General features: G+C 40.8%; 24 protein-coding genes and 1 pseudogene. 3 read left to right on the top strand and 22 right to left on the bottom strand.

All coding sequences use genetic code 11. The features are described 5' to 3' along the window. The 18 genes from flhA to P20311_RS09520 all read right to left on the bottom strand — a co-directional run bounded on the left by flhA (window position 1) and on the right by P20311_RS09520 (window position 17,938). A complete protein-coding gene (gene flhA / locus P20311_RS09605; RefSeq protein ID WP_008112204.1) occupies window positions 1-2,109 on the bottom strand; it encodes a flagellar biosynthesis protein FlhA in 2,109 nt (702 codons plus the stop codon). Window positions 2,110-2,180: 71 nt separating this feature from the next. Beyond that, the gene (gene flhB, locus P20311_RS09600; RefSeq protein ID WP_008112201.1) at window positions 2,181-3,311 is read right to left on the bottom strand and encodes a flagellar biosynthesis protein FlhB; all 1,131 of its coding nucleotides are present in this window, start codon (window positions 3,309-3,311) and stop codon (window positions 2,181-2,183) included. 9 nt (window positions 3,312-3,320) lie between these two features. After that, window positions 3,321-4,100 carry a flagellar biosynthetic protein FliR gene (gene fliR, locus P20311_RS09595; protein WP_008112199.1) on the bottom strand — a complete coding sequence of 260 codons (780 nt, stop codon included), beginning with the start codon at window positions 4,098-4,100 and terminating at the stop codon, window positions 3,321-3,323. A gap of 2 nt (window positions 4,101-4,102) precedes the next feature. After that, on the bottom strand, window positions 4,103-4,372 hold the full coding sequence (locus P20311_RS09590; protein ID WP_008112198.1) for a flagellar biosynthetic protein FliQ: 270 nt from the start codon (window positions 4,370-4,372) through the stop codon (window positions 4,103-4,105). Between the two features lie 41 nt (window positions 4,373-4,413). Continuing rightward, the gene (fliP, locus tag P20311_RS09585; protein WP_008112196.1) at window positions 4,414-5,154 is read right to left on the bottom strand and encodes a flagellar type III secretion system pore protein FliP; all 741 of its coding nucleotides are present in this window, start codon (window positions 5,152-5,154) and stop codon (window positions 4,414-4,416) included. Window positions 5,155-5,158: 4 nt separating this feature from the next. Then, window positions 5,159-5,542 (bottom strand): flagellar biosynthetic protein FliO, encoded by a 384-nt coding sequence (gene fliO, locus P20311_RS09580; RefSeq protein ID WP_008112194.1) that lies wholly within the window; start codon window positions 5,540-5,542, stop codon window positions 5,159-5,161. Further along, complete coding sequence (fliN, locus tag P20311_RS09575) at window positions 5,539-5,937, bottom strand: flagellar motor switch protein FliN (RefSeq protein WP_008112193.1); 399 nt, start codon at window positions 5,935-5,937, stop codon at window positions 5,539-5,541. Before fliN ends, fliO begins: the two co-directional genes overlap by 4 nt. 20 nt (window positions 5,938-5,957) lie before the next feature. Further along, window positions 5,958-7,049, bottom strand: coding sequence for a flagellar motor switch protein FliM (gene fliM / locus P20311_RS09570; RefSeq protein WP_008112191.1), 1,092 nt, complete (start codon window positions 7,047-7,049; stop codon window positions 5,958-5,960). 9 nt (window positions 7,050-7,058) lie between these two features. Then, on the bottom strand, window positions 7,059-7,586 hold the full coding sequence (gene fliL / locus P20311_RS09565; RefSeq protein WP_008112190.1) for a flagellar basal body-associated protein FliL: 528 nt from the start codon (window positions 7,584-7,586) through the stop codon (window positions 7,059-7,061). Between the two features lie 57 nt (window positions 7,587-7,643). Then, window positions 7,644-9,452 carry a flagellar hook-length control protein FliK gene (locus tag P20311_RS09560; protein ID WP_008112188.1) on the bottom strand — a complete coding sequence of 603 codons (1,809 nt, stop codon included), beginning with the start codon at window positions 9,450-9,452 and terminating at the stop codon, window positions 7,644-7,646. A gap of 87 nt (window positions 9,453-9,539) precedes the next feature. Then, window positions 9,540-9,986, bottom strand: coding sequence for a flagellar export protein FliJ (fliJ, locus tag P20311_RS09555; RefSeq protein ID WP_008112186.1), 447 nt, complete (start codon window positions 9,984-9,986; stop codon window positions 9,540-9,542). Next, window positions 9,986-11,320 carry a flagellar protein export ATPase FliI gene (gene fliI, locus P20311_RS09550; protein ID WP_008112184.1) on the bottom strand — a complete coding sequence of 445 codons (1,335 nt, stop codon included), beginning with the start codon at window positions 11,318-11,320 and terminating at the stop codon, window positions 9,986-9,988. The genes fliJ and fliI overlap by 1 nt, the downstream gene beginning before the upstream one ends. An 18-nt stretch (window positions 11,321-11,338) precedes the next feature. After that, the gene (gene fliH, locus P20311_RS09545; protein ID WP_008112182.1) at window positions 11,339-12,142 is read right to left on the bottom strand and encodes a flagellar assembly protein FliH; all 804 of its coding nucleotides are present in this window, start codon (window positions 12,140-12,142) and stop codon (window positions 11,339-11,341) included. Between the two features lie 3 nt (window positions 12,143-12,145). Further along, window positions 12,146-13,186 carry a flagellar motor switch protein FliG gene (gene fliG, locus P20311_RS09540; protein WP_008112181.1) on the bottom strand — a complete coding sequence of 347 codons (1,041 nt, stop codon included), beginning with the start codon at window positions 13,184-13,186 and terminating at the stop codon, window positions 12,146-12,148. Beyond that, window positions 13,179-14,894: a flagellar basal-body MS-ring/collar protein FliF gene (gene fliF / locus P20311_RS09535; RefSeq protein WP_008112179.1), complete on the bottom strand. Its 1,716-nt coding sequence runs from the start codon at window positions 14,892-14,894 to the stop codon at window positions 13,179-13,181. The genes fliG and fliF overlap by 8 nt, the downstream gene beginning before the upstream one ends. Before the next feature lie 20 nt (window positions 14,895-14,914). Next, complete coding sequence (gene fliE, locus P20311_RS09530) at window positions 14,915-15,247, bottom strand: flagellar hook-basal body complex protein FliE (RefSeq protein WP_008112177.1); 333 nt, start codon at window positions 15,245-15,247, stop codon at window positions 14,915-14,917. Between the two features lie 157 nt (window positions 15,248-15,404). Next, entirely contained in the window at window positions 15,405-16,829 is a 1,425-nt protein-coding gene (locus P20311_RS09525; protein ID WP_008112175.1) for a sigma-54 dependent transcriptional regulator, read from the bottom strand. Continuing rightward, complete coding sequence (locus P20311_RS09520; RefSeq protein ID WP_008112173.1) at window positions 16,826-17,938, bottom strand: PAS domain-containing sensor histidine kinase; 1,113 nt, start codon at window positions 17,936-17,938, stop codon at window positions 16,826-16,828. The genes P20311_RS09525 and P20311_RS09520 overlap by 4 nt, the downstream gene beginning before the upstream one ends. 129 nt (window positions 17,939-18,067) lie before the next feature. On the opposite strand from P20311_RS09520, the gene P20311_RS09515 reads away from it, so the two are divergent. After that, window positions 18,068-18,670 (top strand): DNA-3-methyladenine glycosylase I, encoded by a 603-nt coding sequence (locus tag P20311_RS09515; protein ID WP_008112172.1) that lies wholly within the window; start codon window positions 18,068-18,070, stop codon window positions 18,668-18,670. A gap of 313 nt (window positions 18,671-18,983) precedes the next feature. On the opposite strand, the gene P20311_RS09510 is transcribed toward P20311_RS09515, so the two are convergent. Next, window positions 18,984-20,420: a sigma-54-dependent Fis family transcriptional regulator gene (locus P20311_RS09510; RefSeq protein ID WP_008112169.1), complete on the bottom strand. Its 1,437-nt coding sequence runs from the start codon at window positions 20,418-20,420 to the stop codon at window positions 18,984-18,986. Between the two features lie 367 nt (window positions 20,421-20,787). On the opposite strand from P20311_RS09510, the gene fliS reads away from it, so the two are divergent. Continuing rightward, on the top strand, window positions 20,788-21,183 hold the full coding sequence (fliS, locus tag P20311_RS09505) for a flagellar export chaperone FliS (protein WP_008112168.1): 396 nt from the start codon (window positions 20,788-20,790) through the stop codon (window positions 21,181-21,183). Then, window positions 21,183-21,506, top strand: coding sequence for a hypothetical protein (locus P20311_RS09500; protein WP_024602019.1), 324 nt, complete (start codon window positions 21,183-21,185; stop codon window positions 21,504-21,506). Before fliS ends, P20311_RS09500 begins: the two co-directional genes overlap by 1 nt. A gap of 190 nt (window positions 21,507-21,696) precedes the next feature. Here the strand turns inward: P20311_RS09500 and fliD are convergent. The 3 genes and pseudogenes from fliD to P20311_RS09485 all read right to left on the bottom strand — a co-directional run bounded on the left by fliD (window position 21,697) and on the right by P20311_RS09485 (window position 25,101). Next, window positions 21,697-23,122 (bottom strand): annotated as a pseudogene (fliD, locus tag P20311_RS09495) (flagellar filament capping protein FliD). Between the two features lie 28 nt (window positions 23,123-23,150). After that, the gene (locus P20311_RS09490; RefSeq protein WP_008112160.1) at window positions 23,151-23,537 is read right to left on the bottom strand and encodes a flagellar protein FlaG; all 387 of its coding nucleotides are present in this window, start codon (window positions 23,535-23,537) and stop codon (window positions 23,151-23,153) included. A 100-nt stretch (window positions 23,538-23,637) separates the two neighbouring features. Beyond that, entirely contained in the window at window positions 23,638-25,101 is a 1,464-nt protein-coding gene (locus tag P20311_RS09485; RefSeq protein WP_008112158.1) for a flagellin, read from the bottom strand. Window positions 25,102-25,279: the final 178 nt, after the last annotated feature.

Below are 25,279 nucleotides of genomic sequence, written 5' to 3'. Positions count from 1 at the left end.
TTATTGTTGGCCTACAGAGCTGACAATCTTGATCTGTCTTTCATCTGGTATCTCTTGATAAGACATCACTCGCAATCCTGGAATGGTGTATTTAACAAATCGAGATAACACAGTGCGTAACATTCCTGACGTTAGCAATATTGAAGGTTCACCGGCCATTTCTTGATTTTGATGCGCTTCATTCAATGATGTTTGAAGTCTATCAGCAAGCCCTGGTTCTATTCCGGCACCTTCATCACCTGCATTTTGAAGTGACTGATGCAACATCTGTTCCAACTCAGGCGCCAAGGTTATGACAGGGATTTCAGAAGACATACCAACGGCATCTTGGACGATTAATCTACGCAGTGATATTCGCACTGCAGCCGTTAATACATCTGGGTCTTGGCTACGAGGGCCATACTCAACAAGGGTTTGAACAATTGAACGCATATCTCGTATTGCCACCCCTTCGTTTAATAAATTTTGTAGTACTTTAACGATGGTGGTCAGCGGTAATACCTCAGGTACAAGTCCTTCAACTAAGCGAGGGTGACTCTTACCTAACATATCTAATAAGTTCTGTACTTCTTCATGTCCGAGTAATAATGCGGCGCTATTGGTGAGTAACTGGCTAATATGGGTTGCCACCACGGTCGCCGAATCAACCACCGTGTAACCTAAAGACTGTGCTTCATCTTTTTGATCGGGTTTTATCCAAACCGCATCTAAACCAAACGCAGGATCTTTAGTTTCAATTCCTTTTAGCGGGCCAAATACTTGGCCTGGGTTAATCGCTAATTCATCACCATGTTTAAGCTCACCCTCACCACTTGATACACCCATCATGGTTATGCGGTATGCATTTGGGTCGAGTTCTAGATTATCGCGTATATGCACCGGCGGCACTAAAAAGCCCAGCTCTTGAGATAGTTTTTTACGCACTCCTTTAATACGGTTTAACAGCTCGCCACCTTGTGATTGGTCAACGAGAGGAATGAGTCGGTAACCGACTTCTAGACCAATAACATCAACTTGTTGAACATCATCCCAACCCAGTTCTTTTTGCTCTTGTTTAGCCGCAATTCCGGTACCTGAGGCCGCATTTTCGGCTTCTTCTGCTTCTGCAGCGGCTAATTTCAGTTTATTTTGCTGAGTATAGTATGCAAGGTAACCTAAAAGCGCCCCTAAGCTTAAAAATGCAAGGTGTGGCATACCTGGGACTAAGCCCATAGTAATAAGGATACCTGAGGCAATAAATAACGATTTTTCGTTACCTAATTGCTTCTTAAACTGATCGCCCATGTTGTGCGATTCATTTTGACGGGTTACAACAATTGCAGTACCAATTGAAAGTAGTAATGAAGGTAATTGCGCGACTAAGCCATCACCAATGGTCAATAGTGTGTACACTTCCATAGCGCGTGAAAAACTTAAATCATGTTGGATCATGCCAACAAATAAGCCACCCACAATATTGATCACTAAAATGACTATGCCAGCAATAGCATCGCCTTTTACAAATTTACTAGCACCATCCATAGAACCATAAAAGTCAGCTTCACGAGTTACTTCCTCACGACGTTCTCTGGCTTGCTCGGCACTGATAAAACCGGCATTCATATCTGCATCTATGGCCATTTGCTTACCTGGCATAGCATCTAGAGTAAAACGCGCTGATACTTCTGAAATACGACCAGCACCTTTGGTGATTACCACAAAGTTAATGATGATCAGAATTAAAAACACCACCAAGCCCACGGCGTAGTTACCACCGATTACCACTGAACCAAATGCTTCAATGACTTTACCAGCAGCATCCCCACCGTTATGACCCTCAAGCAGTACCACCCGGGTACTGGCCACATTGAGTGCTAAGCGCATTATGGTTGCAATTAACAGCACGGCTGGGAACATACCAAACTCAAGCGGTTTCATGGTGTATACAGTGACCAGTAATACAACTAACGCAAGCGCGATATTAAACGAAAATAATATATCAAGCAGGAATGGAGGCAGTGGTAAAATAACCATACCCAGCGCAGCCAACACCAAAAGCGGTGTACCAACGCCCTTCGCATATTCTTTTTTATCTTTATTAAGTTGTTGTAATACCGCTTTAAATTCCATAACTCTACAATTTCAAAAAATTGACACTACGCTGAAATTGCAATAACTATTCCAAGTTAGTTGGTTAGCAGTTAATACTTAAATTCATCGGGGATAGGCAGCTTTTTATTAAGGGCAACAGGGCGTTTTCCACGGCCTTTTTTAAACCGTTTAAGCTGAAACACATAAGCAAGCACTTGAGCAACCGCAGTAAATAGCTGATCGGGGATTTGCTCACCCACTTCTGCAGTATGATAAAGCGCTCGGGTTAAAGTTGGAGACTCAACAATAGGCACTTCATTACCCAATGCAATTTTACGAATTTGCATGGCGAGCTCATCCACACCTTTGGCTAATACAATAGGCGCGCCTGCTCGCTCTGTATCGTATTTTAAAGCTACGGAATAGTGAGTAGGGTTGGTAACAATAACATCGGCGTCTGGCACATCCTGCATCATTCTCTTTTGCGACATTTGACGTTGGGTTTGCCTTATGCGCGCTTTAATCTGCGGATCACCTTCTGAGTTTTTATATTCGTCTTTTACCTCTTGCATAGTCATTTTAAGCTGTTTGTTATGGCTATAACTTTGAAAAGGCGCATCAATAGCAGCAATAATAATTAAGGTGCAAGACATGGCTAAAAACATCCACGCTAAAATTTCCAAAGCATGAACAATATTGCCAGGCGCACTTTCTATACTTAAATGTAAGATTTCATCAAAAAACGTATTAATTAAAAAAATAGCAAATGCGGCCACCAAGCCAAACTTTAATAATGACTTAAGCAATTCTATAGCCGCTTGTGGACCAAACATGCGGGTAAAGCCTTTCATTGGCGACATTTTACTGGCTTTGGGCGCAGCTGCTTGCCAACTAAAATTAAAGCCGCCAAGCATGGTATTACCGATAAATGCAGCCAATACAATAATGAGTACAAACATCGACATAGGAAATAACAGTACGTCGGCCACCTCTCCCCATACGGCAAACATTTTGGTGGTGTCGTAGGTTTCATTGCGGTTAAGACTCAGCATTCTTCCCATAATGCGGTACAAGCCTTTGCCAATTTCAGGCCCATACATTAATAAGGAAATAGCAGAAAAAATAAGCACAAACATGGTACCTAACTCTTTAGAACGCGCTATTTGGCCTTTCTTTTTAGCATCATCAACTTTTTTTGGGGTGGGTTCTTCGGTTTTTTCTTGTCCGGAATCTTCAGCCATTACGCTCTCCTAAGGGGAACAACCAATTAGAGTACACATCAGCTCAACCATTTTTAGCCATTGGAACTCAAACTGAGTGACAAAGTTACCGAGCGTTGCCCAAATAATAACGAGCCCTGCCACTAAGGTAAACGGGAAGCCTATCGAGAAAATATTTAACTGCGGTGCAGCACGGGTCATAATACCAAATGCCATATTAATAACCAGCATGGCGGTTAATGGTGCTAATGACAGCACTAATGCAGTGGTAAACATCCAACCACCCCATGTCACTATGTCCCAGTAATGATCAACCGCCCACCAATTACCATCAATTGGCAATACCTGAAAACTATGCACCACCATTTGAATCATCATTAAGTGGCCATTAAATACAAAAAATAACAAGGTAGCTAAAATGAGGTAGAACTGCCCTACAGCAGGCACACTCATTCCATTTGAGGGGTCAACAACAGACGCAAAACCTAAACCGGTTTGCATAGCAAGAATTTGCCCTGCTAATACAAACGTATTGAGCAATAGTGTAGATGCAAAACCAATCGCGACACCAATCAGCATTTGTTGTAGTACCACTAAAATCATTTCAAAAGAAAATAAATTAGTAAACGTAGCAGGAGGTAAAACAGGCACTACTAAAAATGTGACTACCACAGCTAAGCCCATTTTAATTCGAGAGGGTACATTTTTGGCGCCAATACCCGCCATGATCATGATCATTGAGCTTATGCGGACCAAAGGCAGTAAAAAATCACTTAGCCATTGAATAACAACGGAAAATGGAAACTCCATCGTTAACCTGCTATTTCGGGTATAAGAAGTACTAAGCGATTAAAAAAGTCCATCAGCTCTTGAGTAAACCAATGTCCACCCACAATTAATGCACCAATGGTAATTAATAAACGCGGTAAAAAGCTCAGTGTTTGTTCGTTAATTGAGGTTGCCGCCTGAAATACTGCCACTACTAAACCAATAATTAAACCAGGGACCACAATAGCAGACACCAGCTTAATCACTAAAAACAGGGCTCCACTTAAAATATCAACAAATACTTCAGGTTCCATGGGCGACTCCTAGTGTGATTGGTTCAATTTATAAAGCACTGCTATGTGCCTAAACCAAAGCTTTTAGCGAGCGTACCCATCACCAAGCTCCAACCATCAACCAATACAAACAACATAATCTTAAACGGTAGCGATACAATCATGGGGGATAGCATCATCATACCCATGGCCATCAACACCGATGCAACCACCAAATCGACAATCAAAAAGGGAATGAAGAACATAAACCCAATAATAAAGGCCGTTTGTAGCTCACTGGTTACAAACGCCGGAATAAGAACAATCATTGGCGTTGCTTCAGGTGAATCAAGCTGATCGTACCCAGCTATTTTTGCAAAGGTTTCTAAATCTTTTAGTCGTACTTGAGAAAGCATAAAGGCTTTCATTGGCTCTTTGGCTAAATCGAGTGCCTCTAGTGATGTTACCTGCTCACTTAAGTACGGTTCGATTGCACGTTCGTTTATTTGCTCATAAATAGGCGCCATAATAAAAATACTTAAAAACAGCGACATACCTAATAAAACTTGATTCGAAGGGGTTTGCTGTAAGCCAATCGCTTGGCGCAAAATAGCCAATACAACAATAATTCGAGTGAACGAGGTCATCATGATAATGGCCGCTGGAATAAAGCTCATTGCCGTCATGATCGCTAATACTTGAAGCGTCACTGAGTAATCTTGTGTGCCGTCAGCATTAGTGGTTATGGTTAGCGCATCAATTCCCTCTGCATTAACACCAGGAATGAACACGATGGCAAGAATGATAAGCAGCCATTTAGTCATAATATTAATTCTTTTTATTTTGATTAAGTTGCGGATTCAACATTTTGCCAAAACGCTTCGCTAATTCTGGTAACTCTTTTTCCGTTAAAGGAGTTTCTAGCTTATGTAAATAATTAATGCTGTGCGGGGTCACCCCTAATAGGTGCTGAGCGTTATCTATTTCAACAACCATTAATCGCTCGCGTGATCCTAGAGGAAGACTACGGATCACTTTAAACTCATCGTTGTTGGTTAAATTTGGATTGAGCTTTTTAACAAAAAAAGCCAACACTAAAATTAACACCACTACCACAGCTAACGACATCACCATTGAAATAATGTCTGTGGTGGGTGTTGCAGCATCGGTAGCTGCAAACACTGAATTGCTTAAACCAAGTAATGCTATCATCGTAATTTTTTGATCCGTTCAACCTGACTAATTACATCTGTTAAGCGAATACCAAACTTATCGTTCACCACAACCACTTCACCATGTGCTATCAATGTACCATTAACTAATACATCAAGCGGCTCACCAGCAACCCTATCAAGCTCAACAACTGAGCCTTGGTTAAGTTGTAGTAAATTACGAATATTAATTTTAGAACGCCCTACTTCCATCGAAATAGTAACGGGAATATCTAAAATAGTGTCGAGTTTACGTTTTTCTTCACCGCTGAGCTCATGTTTTGAATCATCCAGCTCATCAAGTTCGGTTACTTTAACCTCTGCACTATCATCAGTTCCCTCAGCCTCAGCAAGTGCTGCTGCCCATTCGTCCATTGTATCTTGATCATCGCTCATACTTTTAACCTTTTAATCAATTACCAGTCTAAGTCTACACCGTTTGAAAGGTGTAAATCATCTTCTAGTTCTGCTAATTCTGCATCTGAATCAATTTTTTTGCCGCCTTTGGTAAAGACATGCAGCTCAGATTTAACTGAATCAGGGCGTTTAATTTTTTCACTTATTTGTAGCGCAACGTTATCGCGTGAACGACCCATTTTAGCTCTAAATGTAGGTAACTCTTCCACAAACACAGTAATATGCTCTGGCATTTCAACAGGAATAATATCCCCAGCCTTAAGCTCCATAATTTGTTTTAAGCTTAAATCAACTTCAAGTAGCTGAGTCGATAAGTCGACTTCTACATCCATTATTTCGTCACGAAGCGCCTTACTCCAGCGTAAATCAGTATCTTCAGTATCAGACTGAACACCTGCATCCAGTAGCTCTCGAATAGGTTCGAGCATTGAATACGGCAGCGCAATATGAAAGTCACCACCACCGCCATCAAGTTCAATGTGAAAAGAGCTTATAACCACCACTTCGGTTGGACTAACAATGTTAGCCATGGCGGGGTTCACCTCAGAATCAAGATACTCGAACGACACATCCATCACAGGTGCCCATGCCTCTTTGTAATCTTCAAAGATTATTTTTAGTAGCATTTGCACGATTCGGCGTTCTGTTGGGGTAAATTCACGCCCTTCAATTTTGGCATGATAGCGGCCATCGCCACCAAAGAAGTTGTCTACCAATATAAAAACTAAGCGCGCCTCCATAGTAATTAGGCCGGTGCCTTTTAGTGGACGAAAACGCACCATGTTCAAACTAGTTGGTACAAATAAGGTGTGAATATACTCACCAAACTTGATCATTTGCACGCCGTTAATTGACACCTCTGCGGTGCGGCGCATCATGTTAAATAAGCTAATTCGCATATGACGCGCAAATCGCTCATTAACAATTTCAAGTGTCGGCATGCGACCACGTACGATACGATCTTGCGAAGAGAAGTCATATTGAAGTGTACTTCCATCACCTTCGTCACCGTCGTGTATATCTTCCTCTTCGACCTCATCAACACCGTGTAATAGCGCATCAATTTCGTCTTGGGATAATAAATCGCTCACACTGACCCCTTATTGCATTACAAAGCCGGTAAACAGTACCCGCTCAATTACTTTACTTCCTTCCACATCCATCATAGCTGCTTGCACTTTATCAAGCGCAGTAAAGCGCAGTGTTTCCTTACCAACACTGCTACTTAACTCATCAGCTGTGGTCATAGAAAATACATTTAACAACGTACCTTCTATAAGAGGAATATGCTTTTTAGCTATTTCTTCATTGCCATCCCCGCGCACCAGTAATTGCACTTTAATTTGCACAATTCTATCGCGACTTGCCCCAGGGACATTAAATACAAAAGGTCTTGGCATTGAAATATATAAGGCTGTGCCTATTGTTGCTGAAGAGCTTGATGATGCAGCAGCTAATTCACCACTGGCACTATCATCTGTTAGAGTTTCTAAGGCCTCATCATCCCCCGATAGTAAAAAGTAACCAGCTACACCGCCAACAATTACCAATACAGCAGCTATAATTATAATGAGTTTGCTTTTATTTTTACTGACTTCTTCTATTTCTAAATTAGTATCTTCAGCCATTGTATTTCCTTTATTCGCAAAGGTATTTGCTTGTTTTAACTATTATAATAGCAGGACTTAGGCATAGTAATCTATTGATGATGACGTTTGTTGTCCAGAACTGTCTGTTTGCATATCTGATTGCTCACTATTTGTCTCATCTGAAGAGCGATTATTAGCCATTTGACCTTGTGCCTGACCTTCTTGTTGCTCGTTTTGTTCTGCCGATGAATCGCCATAAGAAATACTGCTTTCACCTAGTTCTAAACCCTGTTGCATTAATAATTCTCTAAGCCTAGGTAATGACTGCTCCAGCGCTTCTTTGGCTTGCTGATTTTGCACTACAAAGTTTATTTGTGCTTGTTCCGCGTCACTTCGAATGCGAATTTGCATACTGCCCATCTCAGGTGGATCTAAACGAATTTCAGCTTCTTTATTATTAATGCTTAACATTGAGGTAACGCGCTCTTGTAGCATTTTTGCAGCATCACTTTTAATAATATTTAACGCCTGTAAGGTAGCAGGATCAATGCTTACCTGTTTAGCTTGTGCAGTACTTTGCAACTGCCCGGCCTGTAAACTTTGCGCTTCAATAATAGCTTGCTCGTAGCCTAAAGTATCGTATTTAGCGAGCGTATTAAGCGACGATTTATCAAATATATTAATGATTTGAGAAAAAACCTGTGCAGCACGCGGTGGCATTTGTTCTGCGTTAGTGGCACGCATACTCTCTTTTTGTAACGCGTCTAACTGTTTGGCAAGCTCTTCAGGGTTATCAGCTACCGATTTTGAACTCTCTAATTTTAGCTCAGGTTTTACATTAGCTGATTCAGTACCTTGTTGTGTTTTAGGTGTAACAACTGGTGTCAAAGTATTATTGGCAAACAATGGCTTATCTTTGGCACTAAACAAAGTATCTGCGTTAATAGCAGTTTCTAAATCACTGATAACTCCTTTTAAAGAGGTCAGTTCTTTAGTAGATAGAGACTCGCTTTTAATGTATCCCTGCAATTGATTGAGCAATGCCTGTTTCTCTGGGGTAGTTAGCGTACTTATTTGTGCATTAATGACCTGCTGAGGTGTTTGCGGCTTCTCACTTTCACTCACATACTTACTGAGTAATTGCTTTAAATCCGCTAGGTTATCTTTATTAATTGGCTTGCTCATCGCATTAAGCTCAGTGGCTAATTCACCTTGCTGAGCAGGTGTTAAATTTGCCAATAATTTATCTGCTTTAATGGCATTATCATCTTTTGATAACAGCGCCAAAATTGATGAGTCTAATGATGATTTTACGGTTGTGGTATCAGTCGGCTTATCGGCCACCTTATCTGTTGCTAATTGGCTTGAAACAACATCGCCTTTTTGACTCGCATTAACAGCTGCTAGCGCTTTTGTGTCAAGCAGTGTCGGCTCACCTTCGCCTTTTCCTGCTAAATTAGCACCTTGTACATTTTGTGTTTGTGGAATGATTTCATCATCCATAACGGCATCACTTGGCATAGTAATAATAGGTGCCAGCTTATTTTCAGGCTTAGCGTTTATTTTAACAGCGTCTTTGTCTATTAACTGCGCACCACCATGGGGGTTATTTTTTACTGAGGTATCGATGACTTGTGCCGCATTAATTTGCGCCAGCATATCTTCACCGCTCAAAGGCTTTTCTTCGCTACTTTGCTCTTTTAGATCGGATTGTTCATCTGCTGATTGTTTGTTTGGCGCTTTAGCTTGCGTACTGTGTGTTTCAGAAGCTTGGTTAGCAAGGGCTAATTGATCAAAAAAGCCAGCATCATTACTGCTATCTAGCTTTGTTTTATCACTGTCTTTTTTAACTAAGTATGAGTCTTGCTCAGATACCGCTAACATTGAAATATCATTTATCGCCATAAATCACCTAATAAAAGCGGCAACAGCCCACCGCACAATCCTAAAAATCATTGCTCTTGTAGAATCTAAGCAATTAGCATGCCTACCTTATAGTGCTTTATGCCTTTGATAAAACTGATTAGAGGAAAATTCATCGAGCATTTTTTGCTCACTTTTAGCGGCCAACATATCCGCTTTTATCTGTTGTTTTTCAATTAACTTAGCAACCGCTTTCGCTTTTACTTGTTGCTTTAACCACAAGGTTTTACGCTGGCTAACCACCTGCTTTGCAGTGTTAACAGTGCTTGCTTGTTGACGTATCGCTTCTTCAATCTTAGCAATGAATGCATGATACTGACTAAATCCGGCACTTGATAAACCCGACTGCCCCTTAATATGAAGTTGCTGCGTGTATTCAAGTCGAAAGTCATTTAAGCCCTGCAGCTTTTGCTGATTTACTTGCAAATTTTGATTAGCTTGCAAGTAGCTCATGCGCAACGTTTCTTCTTTTTCGTTTTCAAGCCTGAGCAACAAATGCAGTTTATTTTTTGCCATTATGCTTGTCCTAATAATTGCGCGAGCCCTTGAAGGCCATCATCATAGCTAATCACATCACGCATCCCTTGTTGTAAAAATGCGTTCACTCTTGGCATCATGTTTATTGCCTGATCGAGCATTTGATCACTGCCTTTTTGATAAGCGCCCAAGGTGATCATGTCTTTGTTCTGTTGATACATTGAATACACTTGCTTAAGCACCCGAGCTTGTTGCATGTGCGATTCAGACACCACTTGAGGCATAACTCGAGAAATCGATTTTTCTATGTCAATGGCAGGATAATGGCCGCTGTCGGCTAAATCACGAGATAAAACAATATGTCCGTCAAGTATGGCACGTGCAGCATCAGCAATCGGGTCTTGCATGTCATCGCCTTCACTCAGTACGGTAAAAAAGGCAGTAATAGAGCCTTGCCCTTCCCCGCCATTACCCGCTCTTTCCACCAGCGCAGGTAATTTAGCAAATACTGAAGGTGGGTAACCTTTTGTTGCAGGGGGCTCACCGACGGCAAGGGCGATTTCACGCTGTGCCATAGCATAACGCGTCACCGAGTCGAGTAATAACAATACGTTTAAACCTTGATCTCGAAAATACTCTGCAATGGTTACCGCACTTTCGCAGCCTTTTAATCGCATTAATGGTGAGGCATCAGCGGGGGCTGCAACAACAACTGAACGTTTACGCCCTTCAACACCCAGTATTTCTTCAATAAATTCTTTTACTTCTCGACCACGCTCACCGACTAAACCCACTACAATCACATCGGCTTCACTGCCTCGGGTCATCATGCCTAATAATACTGATTTACCCACACCAGAGCCTGCAAATAAGCCCATGCGCTGGCCTTGGCCGACAGTAATCACCGAGTTAATAGCACGTACCCCCACATCCATAGGCTTACTAATGGGGCGTCTTGCAAGAGGGTTTATTGCATTTTGAGCAAATTTGAGTGTATGTTCTGCATTAATTTTACCTAAGCCATCTAAAGGTCTGCCTAAGCCGTCTACCACTCGACCAAGTAAGCTCATGCCAACAGGCAAACCTGTGTCATTAACTTGGGGGATAACTCGCGCACCAGGAAGTACGCCTGAAATGTGGTCGTTAGGCATTAAATACAAAGTTTGATCGTTAAATCCAACAATTTCAGCGTCAACAAAGCCGTTCATTGTTTCAATTTTACATTGGCTGCCTACCGGAGCGCGCAAACCTTTGGCTTCCAGTGTTAAACCAACCACACGCGTTAAAACTCCCGCGACTGCAGGCGCTGGAATTTTAATATGTCGTTGGTATTGAGATAAGCGTTCGCTTAATGAAGTATCGCTCACAGACATGACACGCCAATAAAAAAGTTAGATACCACTATTATGCAAAAAGCTATCCAACGTTTCTTTGACACGGGTTTTCAAGGTCATATCTAAAGATGATAACGTTGTTTTAACTTCACAACCGCCCCGCTCTAGAGTGGGTTCTGCAATTAATTGCCAATGATTATCTTCAATAGCTTGTTCACCATAACTGGCTTTTATCAGCGTTAAGTCATCTGGATGAAGATGAATTCGAACTTTTTCTTGTTCTGCATTAAGTGCATCAATGCTTTTTTTCAAAGTATGTAAAATAATATCAGGTGATGTTTTTACTTCTTGATAAATAATCGCTTCACTGAGCATAGTGGCTAGCTGTACCAGCTGTTTTTCTGCTTGCTCGTCCACTTTTTTAAGCGGGTCGCTTAAACTATCTAGTAAGCCACGCAGGCTGGTCAACTGCTCATCAATTAAGGGTTTAACGTCTTCTTGGCCTTGTGTTTTACCCAGCTCTACACCTTCTTTGTAACCCGCCTCTTTACCCTCGGTTACGCCTTTGTCAAAGCCATCTATATAGCCTTGTTCGTGCCCTTGTTTAAGGCCTTCTTCGTAGGCATCTTGGCGAATACGCTCCAGCTCTACCATAGTTAATGAAGGCAGCTCTGGTTCTTCCGGTTCTTCTACTTGTTCTTTTGCTATTTCTTTACGGTATAGCTCGGCTAAGGGTGTGCCATAAGCCGTAGAGCGATTGCCAAAACTTCGCTCATCTGGCGCAACGTCAGGAATTGGCCAATTTTTTAATAGCTCATCAGCTTCATCTGCCTGTAACGGGCGACCCTTAGAGTTACTCATAGATTACAAGAACTCCTCACCACCGCCACCACCAAGCATAATTTCACCTGAATCTGACAGACGACGTGCTGTTGAGAGTATTTCTTTTTGCGCTGCCTCTACTTCGCTAATACGCACTGGTGCCATAGCCTCTAAGTCATCAGCAAGCATTTCAGCGGCACGTTTAGACATGTTACCCAAAATCTTCTCTTTAAGCGCTTCGTCAGTGCCTTTAATGGCTTTCATCAGTACATCTTGCGGCACTTCGCGTAAAATTGCTTGAATACCTCTGTCTTCTACATCCATTAAGTTTTCGAAAACAAACATTAAGTCTTGAATTTGTTGTGACATTTCTTCGTCATGCTCACGGATAGAATCCATTAACTGCCCTTCAACATTGGTATCGAGGTAGTTCATAATATCTGCAGCCGCTTTTAAGCCACCCATTTTCGCAGCTTGTGCGCCTGCTTGACCAGCAAATTGTTTTTCCATAATTTCATTCAATTCTTGTAAAGCCGCTGGTTGTACTTCTTCTAAATTAGCAATACGCATGGTTAAATCGAGGCGCACTTTTTCAGGAAATTGCGCTAAAATTTCAGCTGATTGTTCCGGCTCTAAATAAGAAAGCACAATTGTTTGAATTTGCGGATGCTCATTACGAATAATGTTAGCTACCTGCTTTGAGTCCATCCATTTTAATGAATCAAGCCCTTTAGCGCCTGAGCCCATAACAATTTGGTCTATTAAGCTGGCGGCTTTATCTTCACCTAATGCAGCTGTAAGTGCCTTTTTGATAAAATCTTCAGACTGAAAACCTATCGTACTAAAACTTTGAATTTGTTCGATAAACAAATTATGAACTGCGCTAATTTTAGCTTGCGACAAATCATCGATTGCCGCCATAGCCATACCTACCTTTTGCACTTGTTTTGGCTCTAAGTGTTTAAGGATTTGCGCTGCATCTTCTTCAGATAAGCTCAGCAATAATATCGCCGCTTTATCTACACCATCGAGCTTATCAACATCAAACGTCGGTGGTAGTTGTTTTTGTTCTTGATCAGTCATCTTCTGTTAACCACGCTTTAACTACTTGTGATGATAGTTCTGGTTCATTGGCTACAAGGGCACGAACCGCTTTCAATAAGTCTTCGTCGCCATGTAAGTCTGGTAAGCGTAGTGTACCATCGCTTGAGAAGCCAACTGAAGCAGAATCAAAGTCATTATTTAGCATATCTAATGTGCTGTCACCAAGGTCAACACCTGAACTAAGAGAGTCTTCATCATATTCTTCAAGTGTATTATCTGGGTAAATTAAGCGTTTAAGCATAGGTTTAACAACAGCTAATATCAGTACAATAATAACCAGCGCACCTAATACTAAGCGCATCATTTTCATAAACCAGTCTTGTTCCCATAAAGGCAATTCAAAATCAAGCGCTGAGTCTTCACGAACGAATGGCACGGTTACTACTTCAAGAGCATCGCCACGTTGCATATCAAAGCCTACGCCACCTTGTAACAAGCGACGAATATTTGACAAAGCTTCTACCGAGCGTGGTGTCATGGTTGTTTCACCATTTTCACCCACCGTAGGTAAGTAATCGACCGCCACGGACACACTTATTCTGCGGATCACACCGGTTTGCTGACGCTTATGTGAAATAGTGGTATCGAGTTCATAGTTACGAGTGGCTTCTTTGTGAGTTCTACTCGGTGAGGTTGCAGTGCCTGCACCGCCCGCCATCGCATCTTCAGGAATAGTTGAGTTAACTGGTGGCTGATTAGTCAGCGCGCCTGGAATACCAACCGCTAGGCCACCAATATTATTTTCTTCAAAGGTCGTTTCACTTCTTACCGCAGGTAAATCTGGGTTGTAACGTTTTTGTGTTTCTTCTACCGCACTAAAGTCCATACTTAAATCTACTTGTGCGGTGTAATTACCTAATCCAACCACGGGGATCAAAATACTGTCGATTTTTTCTAGGTATTCTTGCTCACGTTTACGTTCTATATCGTATTCTTTACGCGAGCGTGCAGCTAAAGAGGTTTGCGAGCCTGAATTTAATAAACGACCATTTTGATCGGTCACAGTAACGCGCGAAGGCTCAAGCCCTTGTACCGCTGAAGCTATCATATCAACAACCGAGTCAACTTCTTCGCCATCTAGAGAGCGACCGCGTTTAAGAGTAAGTACAACAGTCGCAGAGGGTTTTTTCTCTCTACGGGCAAATACATTTTCTTTGGGAATAGCTAACAATACTTTGGCGCGAGTAACATTATTTAGCTCTTCTATAGTACGGGCAAGTTGTTGCTCACGGCCATGTTTAAGGCGCTCACGTTCTAAACGTTGGCTTACCCCAAACCCCATGTCTTGCATAATAATGTCGCTACCTGATGTAGGCCCTTGATCTAAACCTTCACGGGTCATCAATAACTTGATATTTTGATATTCAGTTTCATCCACCGAGACCACATTGCCATCAAGTTGGTAGTCAATTTTTTGTGCATCTAAAAAGTCGAGTGTTTCTATTAACTCTTCAGTTTGCATTTTACCTAAAGGGCGCATATCTGGCTGACGAGCCCAAATAATAACGAAAATAGCAATGGCTAAACAAATAGCTAATGCAACAATCAGGGTAATTTGACGTAAAACATCAACACCGCCAAGGGCACTGAAATAGCCTGATTTTTGCTCTTGTTGATCTTCGTTTTCACTTTGCTCCATCATGCCATCAGCAAGTGCCAGATCTGTAGATTGATTAGATTGCGCCACAATAATTCTCCACTACCTAATTAAACAGGCATGTTCATAATTTCTTTATAAGACTCAACAAGCTTATTACGAACCTGTACCGTAGCTTCAAATGCCACAGAAGACTTTTGCGAAGCAATCATAGCCTCGGCAAGTGACACGCTTCTGTCGCCATTCTCTACCGCTTTTACTTTTTGCCCTGCGTCTTGCTGAAGTTCATGCACTGTATTAAGGGCATTACTCAACATGTCACCAAACTGTGCTGTAGAGGTTGATTGCACTTGCGTTGGCAAGTTATTAACTTGATTACTACGTGTGGCTTCTGCAGCCATTGATTGCATTTCTTGAAATAAAGCACTGTTTTGAATTTTCATAATTGTCTCTGATAATGCAGTAAACTCTTAAAGAGAATAAAGCACAAAACATGCCAAAAATTAAAATCAATTAAAACAACGCTTTAAGTAAAATAATTAAGCAGTCAGAGTTTTGACAGCCCTAAATTCAAGTGATTGAACTTAGGGCTTATGGGGGTTATGCTGGGAGGGAAATACCTAAATCACGCATTTGTGCTAATTTGTAGCGTAAAGTACGCGGGCTAATACCTAAGGTTTCGGCGACCTCTTTACGTTTTCCTTGGCAGCGTGCCAAGGTTTCTAAAATAATACGATGTTCTTTATCTTTAAGCTCATCTTTGTAACTACCAGTATCGACGGCTAACAAATCATTTTTTTGCTCATCTGCAGGCGCTGCTTTTTCATCATAATAAGCGTTACTGAGACTACTTTTTACAGGCTCAATGTCAGCTTTAGTTTCTGCCACAAAATGCGTTGGAGCTAGATTTTCGATAAAAATAGCATGCTCATCAATACTATTCCCACTGCGTAAAATTAATGCTCGCTGAATAACGTTATCTAGTTCGCGTACGTTACCGGGCCAGCTATGGCTAAGCAGTTTTTGCTCTGCACTGCTATCTAAATACGCCATTGGCTCTTTGCTTTTACTTAAGTGACGTTCAATCAAATGTTTAGCCAACACTATAATGTCCCCTGGGCGCTCACACAGTGGTCGCCACAGCAGTGGGAAAACATTGAGTCGATAGTATAAATCTTCGCGGAACTGGTTTTCAGCAACCGCTTCTTTTAACTCTCGGTTACTTGTGGCAAGCACACGTACATCCAGTGCAATGGTTTTACGACCACCTAAACGCTCAACTTCACGCTCTTGTAGTACACGTAACAGCTTGGCTTGCAGGCCTAAATCCATTTCGGTGATTTCATCAAGTAAAATAGTACCGCCCTGTGCTTGTTCAAACTTACCAGGGCAAGCTTGAATAGCACCGGTAAACGCGCCTTTCTCATAACCAAATAAAGTGGCTTCGAGCATATTTTCAGGAATAGCAGCACAGTTAATCGCAACAAACGGTTCATTACAGCGTTTTGATTTGTCATGAATATAACGCGCCAGTACTTCTTTACCAGAGCCACTTGGCCCAAGCACCATCACACTGGCATCTGAACGAGCAACTTTATTAGCAAGTTCGAGTAATTGAATACTACTAGGATCGGCGACAATGGGCCCGTCTGTTTCTTTTTCTTTTTCTGGTAAGTAACGACTCACCATATTCAATAGCACTTCTGGTGCAAATGGCTTAGCCATATAATCAATCGCGCCTAAACGCATAGCCTCTACAGCATCATCAATAGTGGCGTAGGCCGTCATCATTAGTACGGGTAAATCAGGGTAATTTAATTTAATACTACGTAATAAATCCAAGCCGCTCATTGCGCCCATTTGTACATCACTGACCACCAATGAAAATGCTTCTTTTTTTAGTAGCACCATGGCTTGCTCGGCACTATTGGCGGCCATACAGGCTATACCTGACATTTCAAGCGTATCAATTAATGCTTCACGAAGTCCGGCGTCATCTTCTACAACTAAAATAGTGTTACTCATTGTGACTCCCCTAATTTAGATGTGACACTAATAGGTAGCAACATACTAAAAATTGCTCCCCCTTGTGGGTTGTTGTTTGCTTCAACACGTCCCTGATGTGCACTGGCCACTGAACTTACAACGGCAAGTCCTAAACCAGTACCTTGGCTTTTAGTGGTATAAAAGGGTTCAAATATTTTTTCGCTTTGCGCTAAGTCAATCCCAGGGCCATTATCACTAACACTAATGCGGACATAATCAGGGTCTTGCGTATCACGCAAAGCACTAAGATGTACTTGTGCACCACTGCCAATGACTTGAATACTATTATGAATTAGGTTTTGAATTGCGCTTGCCAATGCTGTTTTGTTACCCATAATTTCAATATCGGGTTCAGGTAAGCTCACATTTAATTCGCTATCATTGAGCGCTACCATAGCATCGGCACCGGCTTTAACTTCACTTAGTAGCTGTTGCATCGACACTTGCTCAACAACTTGCTGATCACCACTTTTAGCAAATAACAGCATGTCGTTTACTTGGGTTTCTAAATCTTTTAAACGTGACATTAATTTAGTATGAAAACTGCCGCGAGAAGCTTCGGGTAAGCGTTTTGAGCCTAAATTTGCAGCATACAACATAGCCGCTGATAACGGTGTGCGTACTTGATGAGCCAAAGACGCCACCATTTTACCTAAGGCACTTAAACGCTGCATATGCGCGACTCGCTTTTGTAAGCGTCGGGTTTCGGTTAAATCGGTCATTAGTATAAGTTGCCCAGGCTCAGGCGCGAGTGCAGTAATATCGAGCTTTATTAAGCGTCCATCTTTTAACGACACTTCATGACCATCATCTTGATGAGGACGAAATGAGCGCTGAATAACGCTAAACCACTTCTCTCCTTCTAATGGCTCGCCGAGCATATCGATAGCTATTTGGTTTGCCTTAGCGATCATTCCTTTACCATCAAGTACAATCACGCCCGCAGGCATGGTATCAACCAGATGAGAGAGCCAACTTGCTTGTTGACGCAAATCACTCAACTCACCAACATACTCCTCTTGCAGTAAACATGGGTTATACTGATTAGCAGAAATAAACTGAGGTTTTAGCACACTTGCAAGGGCCATAATCAACTCTCTAAAATAATGTAGATACACTGGATAATGCACAATATGTACCAAAATTATTTCCTTATAATATCAACAATTTAAACAGTTAAAATACGTGCCGTAAAAATGACGCGCTAAGGAATAAGCATGAAAGAGGAAGCTCAGTATCGCTGTCCATGGTTAGATACTTCAAAACCAGACTACGTGGATTACCATGACCATGAATGGGGCGTACCTGTGTATAACGATCACCTACTTTTTGAGTTTTTGACATTAGAATCGGCACAAGCGGGGCTCAGCTGGTACACCATATTAAAAAAGCGCGCTAATTATAAAAACGCCTTTGCCAACTTTGACGTAAATAAAGTAGCGGCCTTTACTGAACACGACATAGAAACATTAATGCAAAATGAGGGAATTGTTCGCAATCGCTTAAAAATAGCCGCAACAATTAATAATGCAAAGTGCTTCATTGCTATTCAAGAAGAGTTTGGCAGCTTTAGTGATTACCAGTGGCGGTTTGTTGGTAATAAACCTCAGGTAAACGATTTAGAGACGCTTGCGGATTACCCTGCAGTTACTGAGGCATCAACATTATTTGCAAAAGATTTAAAAAAGCGTGGCTTTAAATTTTTAGGCCCAACCACAGTGTATGCCTACATGCAGGCCTGTGGAATGGTTAACGATCATAGTAATAATTGCTTTAGAAAAGAAGAAGTTAAAAAGTTAGGGTTAAAGGTTAAAGGTTAAAGGTTAAAGGTTAAAGGTTAAAGGTTAAAGGTTAAAGGTTAAAGGTTAAAGGTTAAAGGTTAAAGGTTAAAGGTTAAAGGTTAAAGGTTAAGCAAATAGCATAACTTTAGGCTTTTTGGTTTTAACCCTTTAATTGTTATATTTACCCAAAAAACAGTAAGTTGGCACCCAACGCAGACGTGGGGTAAACCTGCTAAAAAATAGAACCTGTAACGGATTCAGTGTAACTACCGGTGTTTAGTTTTTCTAACCTAATATCTAATACCTAATACCTAATACCTAATACCTAAAATATAACACCTGCACTTTGCTCTTAATCCCTAGACAAGTTATATTTTTTCATTTTTTCGACCAGTGTGGTTCGCCTTACGCCAAGTACTTCAGCAGCACGGGCGACAACGTAATCAAAGCGCTCTAATGCCTGTGTGATTAAGTTAATTTCAAGCTCAGCTAAGTACTCTTTAAGCTCAATACCTTCATCGGGCAATAAACCAGGTGCGGCCTGAGCAAAGTCATCTTCTAGATCTATTTCGTCTTCACTAAATCCGCCGCTAAAAATATCATTAAACGCATCACGCTCCATCAGTTCTTCTGGATACTGAGGCTCATAGGCTTCAACTTCAATGTAGCGGTATTTGTTAGGTAAGTCAGGAACATCCACCACCTTATCTGGGAACATAATAACCATACGCTCAACTAGGTTCGCGAGCTCACGGATATTACCCGGCCAAGAATGTTCTTTTAAACTATCAATAGCACGCTCTGTAAACTTAGCCGTAGTACCGCTTTGCTCATTTACGCGGCGCATAAGCTCTTTAAGTAGTAATGGTATGTCTTCTGCGCGTTGAGCAAGAGATGGGCTCTCAATAGGAAAAACATTTAAGCGATAGTATAAATCTTCTCTAAATGAGCCTTTTTCTATCATGTTTTCAAGGTCTCGGTGGGTTGCGGCAATAACACGCACATCAGCTTGAATCGCTTTAGTACCACCAACGCGCTCATAGCTGCGCTCTTGTAGCACTCGCAGTAACTTAACCTGCATTTGCAGTGGCATGTCGCCGATTTCATCTAAAAATAGCGTGCCACCTTGCGCTAACTCAAAACGGCCTTTTCGTGCTGAAATAGCCCCAGTAAACGCGCCTTTTTCATGACCAAATAGTTCACTTTCTAGTAGCTCTGCAGGAATTGCCCCACAGTTTACTGGTACAAATGGGCCTTTGTTACGCTTAGAAAGCAAATGTACGTTTCGGGCAACTACTTCTTTACCTGTGCCCGACTCACCTAAAATAAGTACGTTAGCATCGGTTTTAGCAACCTGCGTAATTAAAAAGCGTAAATCTTTTACGGCTTTGGTTTCACCAACAAGACCATCAAAGGTGCTTTTCTCTTTATTATTTTTATGTTCATGCGGCAACATGCGCTGATATTGCTGACAGTCGTGTAACAGCTGTGTGGTTATTTCATGAGTAAATGGCTCACATATCAACCCCACAACATTAGCCAAACTCAACAAAGGTTTAAGCGTTTCACCAATGAGTAAAAAAGGAAATGTTGGGTATCGTTTAATTAAACTTTCGTGATCTAAAGACTGCAAAGCACCTAACACCACAATACATTCTTTGTTTTGATAGTGGCTACATGCCTGTTCAAAGTCAGCTTCTGTTTGCAACTGTACCGCCTCACCAATAAAAGTAAGCGATGCGTATAATCCAATAGAGCGATTGTTATTATTATCTAAAATTAAGATCATCTTTAGCGAGCCATTTATTTCACTAATTTGTTTTATTAATCAAATTGTAAGCCAGTTGGGTTTGGATGCAAGCAATAGCGGCGATTTTTTGACATTAACGCCAAAAAACAGACACTGGCCGCACAAAGTCAATACTTTATAACTATTAATTGCCTGGGTAGTTTTAGTGACATACATACTTAGGATGAATTAAACGACATATAATGCGATTTTCAATGATACGATTTCACACAGTAAAAACTCATAAAAACTGCTATTATTATTTAAAGGTGTGACTGTTTTGGCCGATAAAGTAATAGTCAAACTTATGTTGGAACTAAACTTGCTTAGAGTTCTGAACATGTAATTAAAATTTAAGGAATTACCTATGGCTCATGCATCAATCAATAAATACCGTCAAATAACAGTTAGCAGCGTTAAAGAGATGACACCTTATGATCAAGTCAAACTCGTGTTTGTAAATATTGTTGGCAAGCTCTCTGCTGCAAAAGGATTTATTGAACGTAAAGAGTTAGAAAAAAAAGGCAACGCAATCTCTGATTGTATTGTGCTACTTGGTGCGTTGCAGCAAGTGTTAAATTTTGAAGACAATAATGAAGTATCAACTAACTTAGACTCTTTGTACGATTACTGTCAGCGTTGCTTATTAACTGCAAACCTTGAAAACAACATTGATAAAATTGATGAAGTAATTACCTTAATTAAAGAGATTAAGTCAGGCTGGGAAGCAATTCCATTCGAACAAAGAGAACCACAACTGTAATGTCTTTAAATCGGGTTACAAGCTCACAAGTTAAAGATAGTGAGACTCGAGCATATTGCAATGAGCTAGTAAGTTTGATTGCTGACTCAGAAGATTGGGATATTGAGCAAGCGCTGAATATTCATAATAAACTTGATATTCACATAAGTAGCTCACTTTCTAGAGAAAAAACTCATTATTCAGCTACTGAACTTGAGTTTTTAATTAACCTAATAGAACAGCTATCTGTTAAAATAGATAATCAAAAGCAACTATTAGCGGTTAAAATAGTTGGTAATCAAAAAAATAAAAAAGCTGTAAATAAGTATAAATCTAATATTTAAAAACACTTCTTGCCTTAGCTAACCCCCTATTTTATTCCCCTTTACAGAGTGATTAAGCAGATTTTTCACTCTGTATTTTTATTTCCTCAAACCTCACTATAAAACAACACAGTTAGTTACTAACAATCGAACAAACATAAAAAAACCTGACTCATAAGCCAGGCTTTATTTGCTAAACAAAGTTAATTGTTTAGCTAGACTTTTTAGCCACACCCGGTAGGTTAGCTAATTGCTGCTGCAAGTAACCTCCTGTCGAGTTTAGGTTAGCAACTAATATATCCATGGCATTGTATTGGCTATATAGTCGCTCTTCATACTTTTTCATTCGGCTATTAAATGCATCAACTTCATCTTGTAGCTTATCGAGTTGTGTTTCACGCCCTTCAATACGTGAACTAAAAATACCATCAGAGGCCGTATAACCTTTAATAACAGTATCTAACTGGCCAACAAAACCATCACCGTCATTTTCGCCAACAAAAAACGTTTGGATAGCTTGTGGATCACTTTCTACGGCAGCTTTAAGAGCGTCAGAATCAATACTTAACTTACCTGAGCGCTCAGTTCTAATACCAAAGTTAGCTAAAAAGTCGGTATTACCATTACCCGTGCTAAATTCAGATGTTAACATCGAACGTACTTGGTTTACAGAGCCTCTAAGTAATGAATCACCCGCAAGTGCACCAACGCCCTCTTCAGCGCTAGAGCGACCGAGCTGATTTGATAAATCAATAAATGCATTAAACTTCTCTACAAACGACTTTAATCCAGCAGCAACATTATTATTATTTTCAGTGATAGTTGCTTTACTTAAATCATCGTCTGCATTGTGAGTTTTTTTTGGCATTAATGGTGACGCCCTCAATGACATCTTTAAATTCATTTGTACTGCTTGTCGCAACAAGCGTCCCATCAATCGTAATTGAAGCATCCGTCGCTGCTGTTACTTCGTTTAAGTTTTCAGCATACGTTGTTGATGTTGTATCACTATCATACGCAAGACGAGACAAGCCAGACAAGTCTGTATTACCACCATCACCGACATCATCAACTACAATTTTTATTGCGTTTTCTGCGCCGGTTTCTTTACTTGATAACACTAATCGCTGACCGGTGTCATCAGTTATAATGGTGGCGTTTACAGAGTCATTATCAACTGAATCATTAATCGCGTCACGTATATCAGCCAGCTTTGCTGTGTCTGACACATTTATGTCAAAACTGTTAGAGCCAGAACTAATCGTGAGCTTACCCTCTCCCACCGCTTCATCGCCAGCTATAGCATTTGATGTTAGCTTTTGGTTCTCAGCCAAACTATTAACTTTAATAGAGTAATTATTGGTTTGCGCGTTTTTTTCAGAGCTTAAAGAAACAAAGTCGTCACTGCCACTGATAGTGCGCTTTTGAAAGTTTTCGATGTCACCCAATGATTCTAGTGAACCATTAAGCTCTTCCAAAGAGGCTTTTAGGGTACCTACTGCAGATATATCGGTAGTAAAGTTTGCTTGCTGTTTAGTTACTCGAGCTTGGTAAGGGCTTTTTTCAGCATTCACTAAAGCAGTTACAATTTCATTAACTTGAAGCCCTGAACCTATACCTTTAAATGAAATATCCATAATAATTACCCTCTTAAATTACTGAAAACTAAACTTTAAAATCAACCAATACACCGGTGGCTTCCGCTAATTTAGCAACGATACCTAATACCTCTTCAGACGGGTACTGCTTAACTAAATCACCACTTTCTTTATCAATCACCTTAATAACATTACGGCCAGAATCTTCGTCGACCTTAAACTGAAGGCTGCGATTCATTTCGCCCATAAAGTCCTGCAATTGCTGTACCACCTTCTCTAGTTTTTCAGGTGATAACTCAGTTTTAGAAATTTCGCTATTACTTGCAGTGGTGGTGATGGGTGTATTCTTTTGTTCATCAGCATTTTGCTTAACTTGTGATGGGGTTTGGTAACTTGAGGTAACCTCACCTTTTTGCGCTGAGCTGATATTTAGATTTAAACTTTGCGTTTCCATAATTCGCTCCTACTATAAAGCGATATAAAGCTTTATACCTATACAAGAAAGGAAGGGTTGCCCCTTCCTTAGTAGTTAAAGTATAGAGCTTATTGTTAAATTAACCTAATAAGCTAAGTGCTGCCTGTGGCAACTGGTTAGACTGAGCTAAGATTGTTGTACCAGCCTGTTGCATAATCTGGTTCTTAGTTAGTTTAGCCGTTTCTGCAGCATAATCTGTATCTTCGATACGGCTTTTAGAAGCAGATACGTTTTCTGATACGTTTGCAAGGTTAGCAATGGTAAAACCAAAGCGGTTTTGCACCGCACCTAAGTCAGCTCGTTGCGCATCAATTTGCGCAAGCGCGGCATCAATTGTTTGAATTGCATCTTGTGCACCTTCGCTAGTCGAACCAGAAATATCAATAGATTCAATGCTAACAAGACCGCTGCCCGCACCTGTTCCAGTCACAGAGGAATTTGCAGTATCATCACCTAAATATTCAGATACATTGGCACCTGCTGTTGAATCACTAATCGCTATTTTATTAGCAGAAGTAAGCGACAATGTTGATGCTACTGCTTGATCACCATCTACTGTACCTGTATATGCAGCGGCTCCCTCATTAGCATTAACTAGCTGCACTGTACCTGTCCCCGTGCCTGCAGCTGTGTCAACTTGAACCCCGTTAACTCCGGTTGCATTTAAGGTAATAGTTTCGTCATCTGAGTTATAAACGGCATCATAACCGTCAGCCACCATAGCTTCAGCTAGTCTAGCACCATCCCCACCGAAATTACCCAAATCGTAATCATCTCCGCCAACAGATAACACGTCATCATCCGCTGAACTCAAATTTTGGATTGTAACGCTTAATTTGGCTTCAGCTGTTACACCCGTTGCAGCAGCATTTATTTTTTCTGCCATATCATTTGCGCCGTCAGTAGCTCCAAAAGCAACTGCAGTACCATTAACGCTCCAGTTTGCTGGTTGAGTTTGAGTGGCTAACTGAGCCGATAAAAGAACATCACCACCAGAACCTAAAACCGAACCTGAACCTGATATATTATTTGCACCGATTGCATCTGCTGATACATCACGCAAAGTTACGTTAATTGTTTCATTTGCGTTAGCACCTACTTGAAACTGTTTAGTACCGAATGAACCATCTAGTAAGCTTGTGCCACCAAATTTAGTCGTTTCAGCGATACGAGTAAGCTCTTGCTGTAACGCGCCCACTTCTTTTTGTAGTGCGGCACGAGCGTTTGCATCGTTTGAACCATTAGCTGATTGCAAAGATAGGTCACGCATACGTTGTAAGATGTTTGATGACTCTTGCATCGCACCTTCAGCGGTTTGCGACATTGAAATACCGTCATTCGCGTTACGCTGAGCAACACCTAAACCATTAATTTGTGAAGAAAGACGGTTCGCAATTTGTAGACCTGCCGCATCATCTTTCGCACTGTTAATTTTCATACCAGATGAAAGACGTTGCATTGATGTACCTAATGCTTCGCTAGATTTTGATAAGTTTCTTTGTGCATTTAATGATGCAACGTTAGTATTTACTGATAAAGCCATGTTATAACTCCTGATTACTTTCGTAATGTAACTAATTGATTTTAACCAAGAGCCATCACAATAAAAATCTGTTCAAGCTCCGTTCTAATTAAGTTAACGGCCGTTATAAAATTACCTTTAGCTTTTTTTTAAAAAAAACAGTAAAAACTTTTAATTGATTGAAATACAAATAAAAAAG

Source organism: Pseudoalteromonas sp. BSi20311 (genome assembly GCF_000239875.1).
GTDB lineage: Bacteria > Pseudomonadota > Gammaproteobacteria > Enterobacterales > Alteromonadaceae > Pseudoalteromonas.
The sequence above is the reverse complement of the archived record's forward strand: the minus strand, read 5'-3'. Positions and strand labels throughout refer to the sequence as shown.

Coding starts and splice junctions, on each gene's coding strand:
- P20311_RS09485 (WP_008112158.1), bottom strand. CDS start 25,101: ATGGCTTTATCAGTAAATACTAACGTTGCATCATTAAATGCACAAAGA.
- P20311_RS09525 (WP_008112175.1), bottom strand. CDS start 16,829: ATGAGTAACACTATTTTAGTTGTAGAAGATGACGCCGGACTTCGTGAA.
- fliI (WP_008112184.1), bottom strand. CDS start 11,320: ATGTCTGTGAGCGATACTTCATTAAGCGAACGCTTATCTCAATACCAA.
- fliS (WP_008112168.1), top strand. CDS start 20,788: ATGGCTCATGCATCAATCAATAAATACCGTCAAATAACAGTTAGCAGC.
- P20311_RS09490 (WP_008112160.1), bottom strand. CDS start 23,537: ATGGAAACGCAAAGTTTAAATCTAAATATCAGCTCAGCGCAAAAAGGT.
- flhA (WP_008112204.1), bottom strand. CDS start 2,109: ATGGAATTTAAAGCGGTATTACAACAACTTAATAAAGATAAAAAAGAA.
- fliE (WP_008112177.1), bottom strand. CDS start 15,247: ATGAAAATTCAAAACAGTGCTTTATTTCAAGAAATGCAATCAATGGCT.
- P20311_RS09510 (WP_008112169.1), bottom strand. CDS start 20,420: ATGATCTTAATTTTAGATAATAATAACAATCGCTCTATTGGATTATAC.
- P20311_RS09520 (WP_008112173.1), bottom strand. CDS start 17,938: ATGGCCCTTGCAAGTGTGCTAAAACCTCAGTTTATTTCTGCTAATCAG.
- fliR (WP_008112199.1), bottom strand. CDS start 4,100: ATGGAGTTTCCATTTTCCGTTGTTATTCAATGGCTAAGTGATTTTTTA.
- fliP (WP_008112196.1), bottom strand. CDS start 5,154: ATGACTAAATGGCTGCTTATCATTCTTGCCATCGTGTTCATTCCTGGT.
- fliH (WP_008112182.1), bottom strand. CDS start 12,142: ATGAGTAACTCTAAGGGTCGCCCGTTACAGGCAGATGAAGCTGATGAG.
- P20311_RS09590 (WP_008112198.1), bottom strand. CDS start 4,372: ATGGAACCTGAAGTATTTGTTGATATTTTAAGTGGAGCCCTGTTTTTA.
- fliG (WP_008112181.1), bottom strand. CDS start 13,186: ATGACTGATCAAGAACAAAAACAACTACCACCGACGTTTGATGTTGAT.
- P20311_RS09515 (WP_008112172.1), top strand. CDS start 18,068: ATGAAAGAGGAAGCTCAGTATCGCTGTCCATGGTTAGATACTTCAAAA.
- fliL (WP_008112190.1), bottom strand. CDS start 7,586: ATGGCTGAAGATACTAATTTAGAAATAGAAGAAGTCAGTAAAAATAAA.
- fliJ (WP_008112186.1), bottom strand. CDS start 9,986: ATGGCAAAAAATAAACTGCATTTGTTGCTCAGGCTTGAAAACGAAAAA.
- P20311_RS09560 (WP_008112188.1), bottom strand. CDS start 9,452: ATGGCGATAAATGATATTTCAATGTTAGCGGTATCTGAGCAAGACTCA.
- fliO (WP_008112194.1), bottom strand. CDS start 5,542: ATGATAGCATTACTTGGTTTAAGCAATTCAGTGTTTGCAGCTACCGAT.
- flhB (WP_008112201.1), bottom strand. CDS start 3,311: ATGGCTGAAGATTCCGGACAAGAAAAAACCGAAGAACCCACCCCAAAA.
- P20311_RS09500 (WP_024602019.1), top strand. CDS start 21,183: ATGTCTTTAAATCGGGTTACAAGCTCACAAGTTAAAGATAGTGAGACT.
- fliN (WP_008112193.1), bottom strand. CDS start 5,937: ATGAGCGATGATCAAGATACAATGGACGAATGGGCAGCAGCACTTGCT.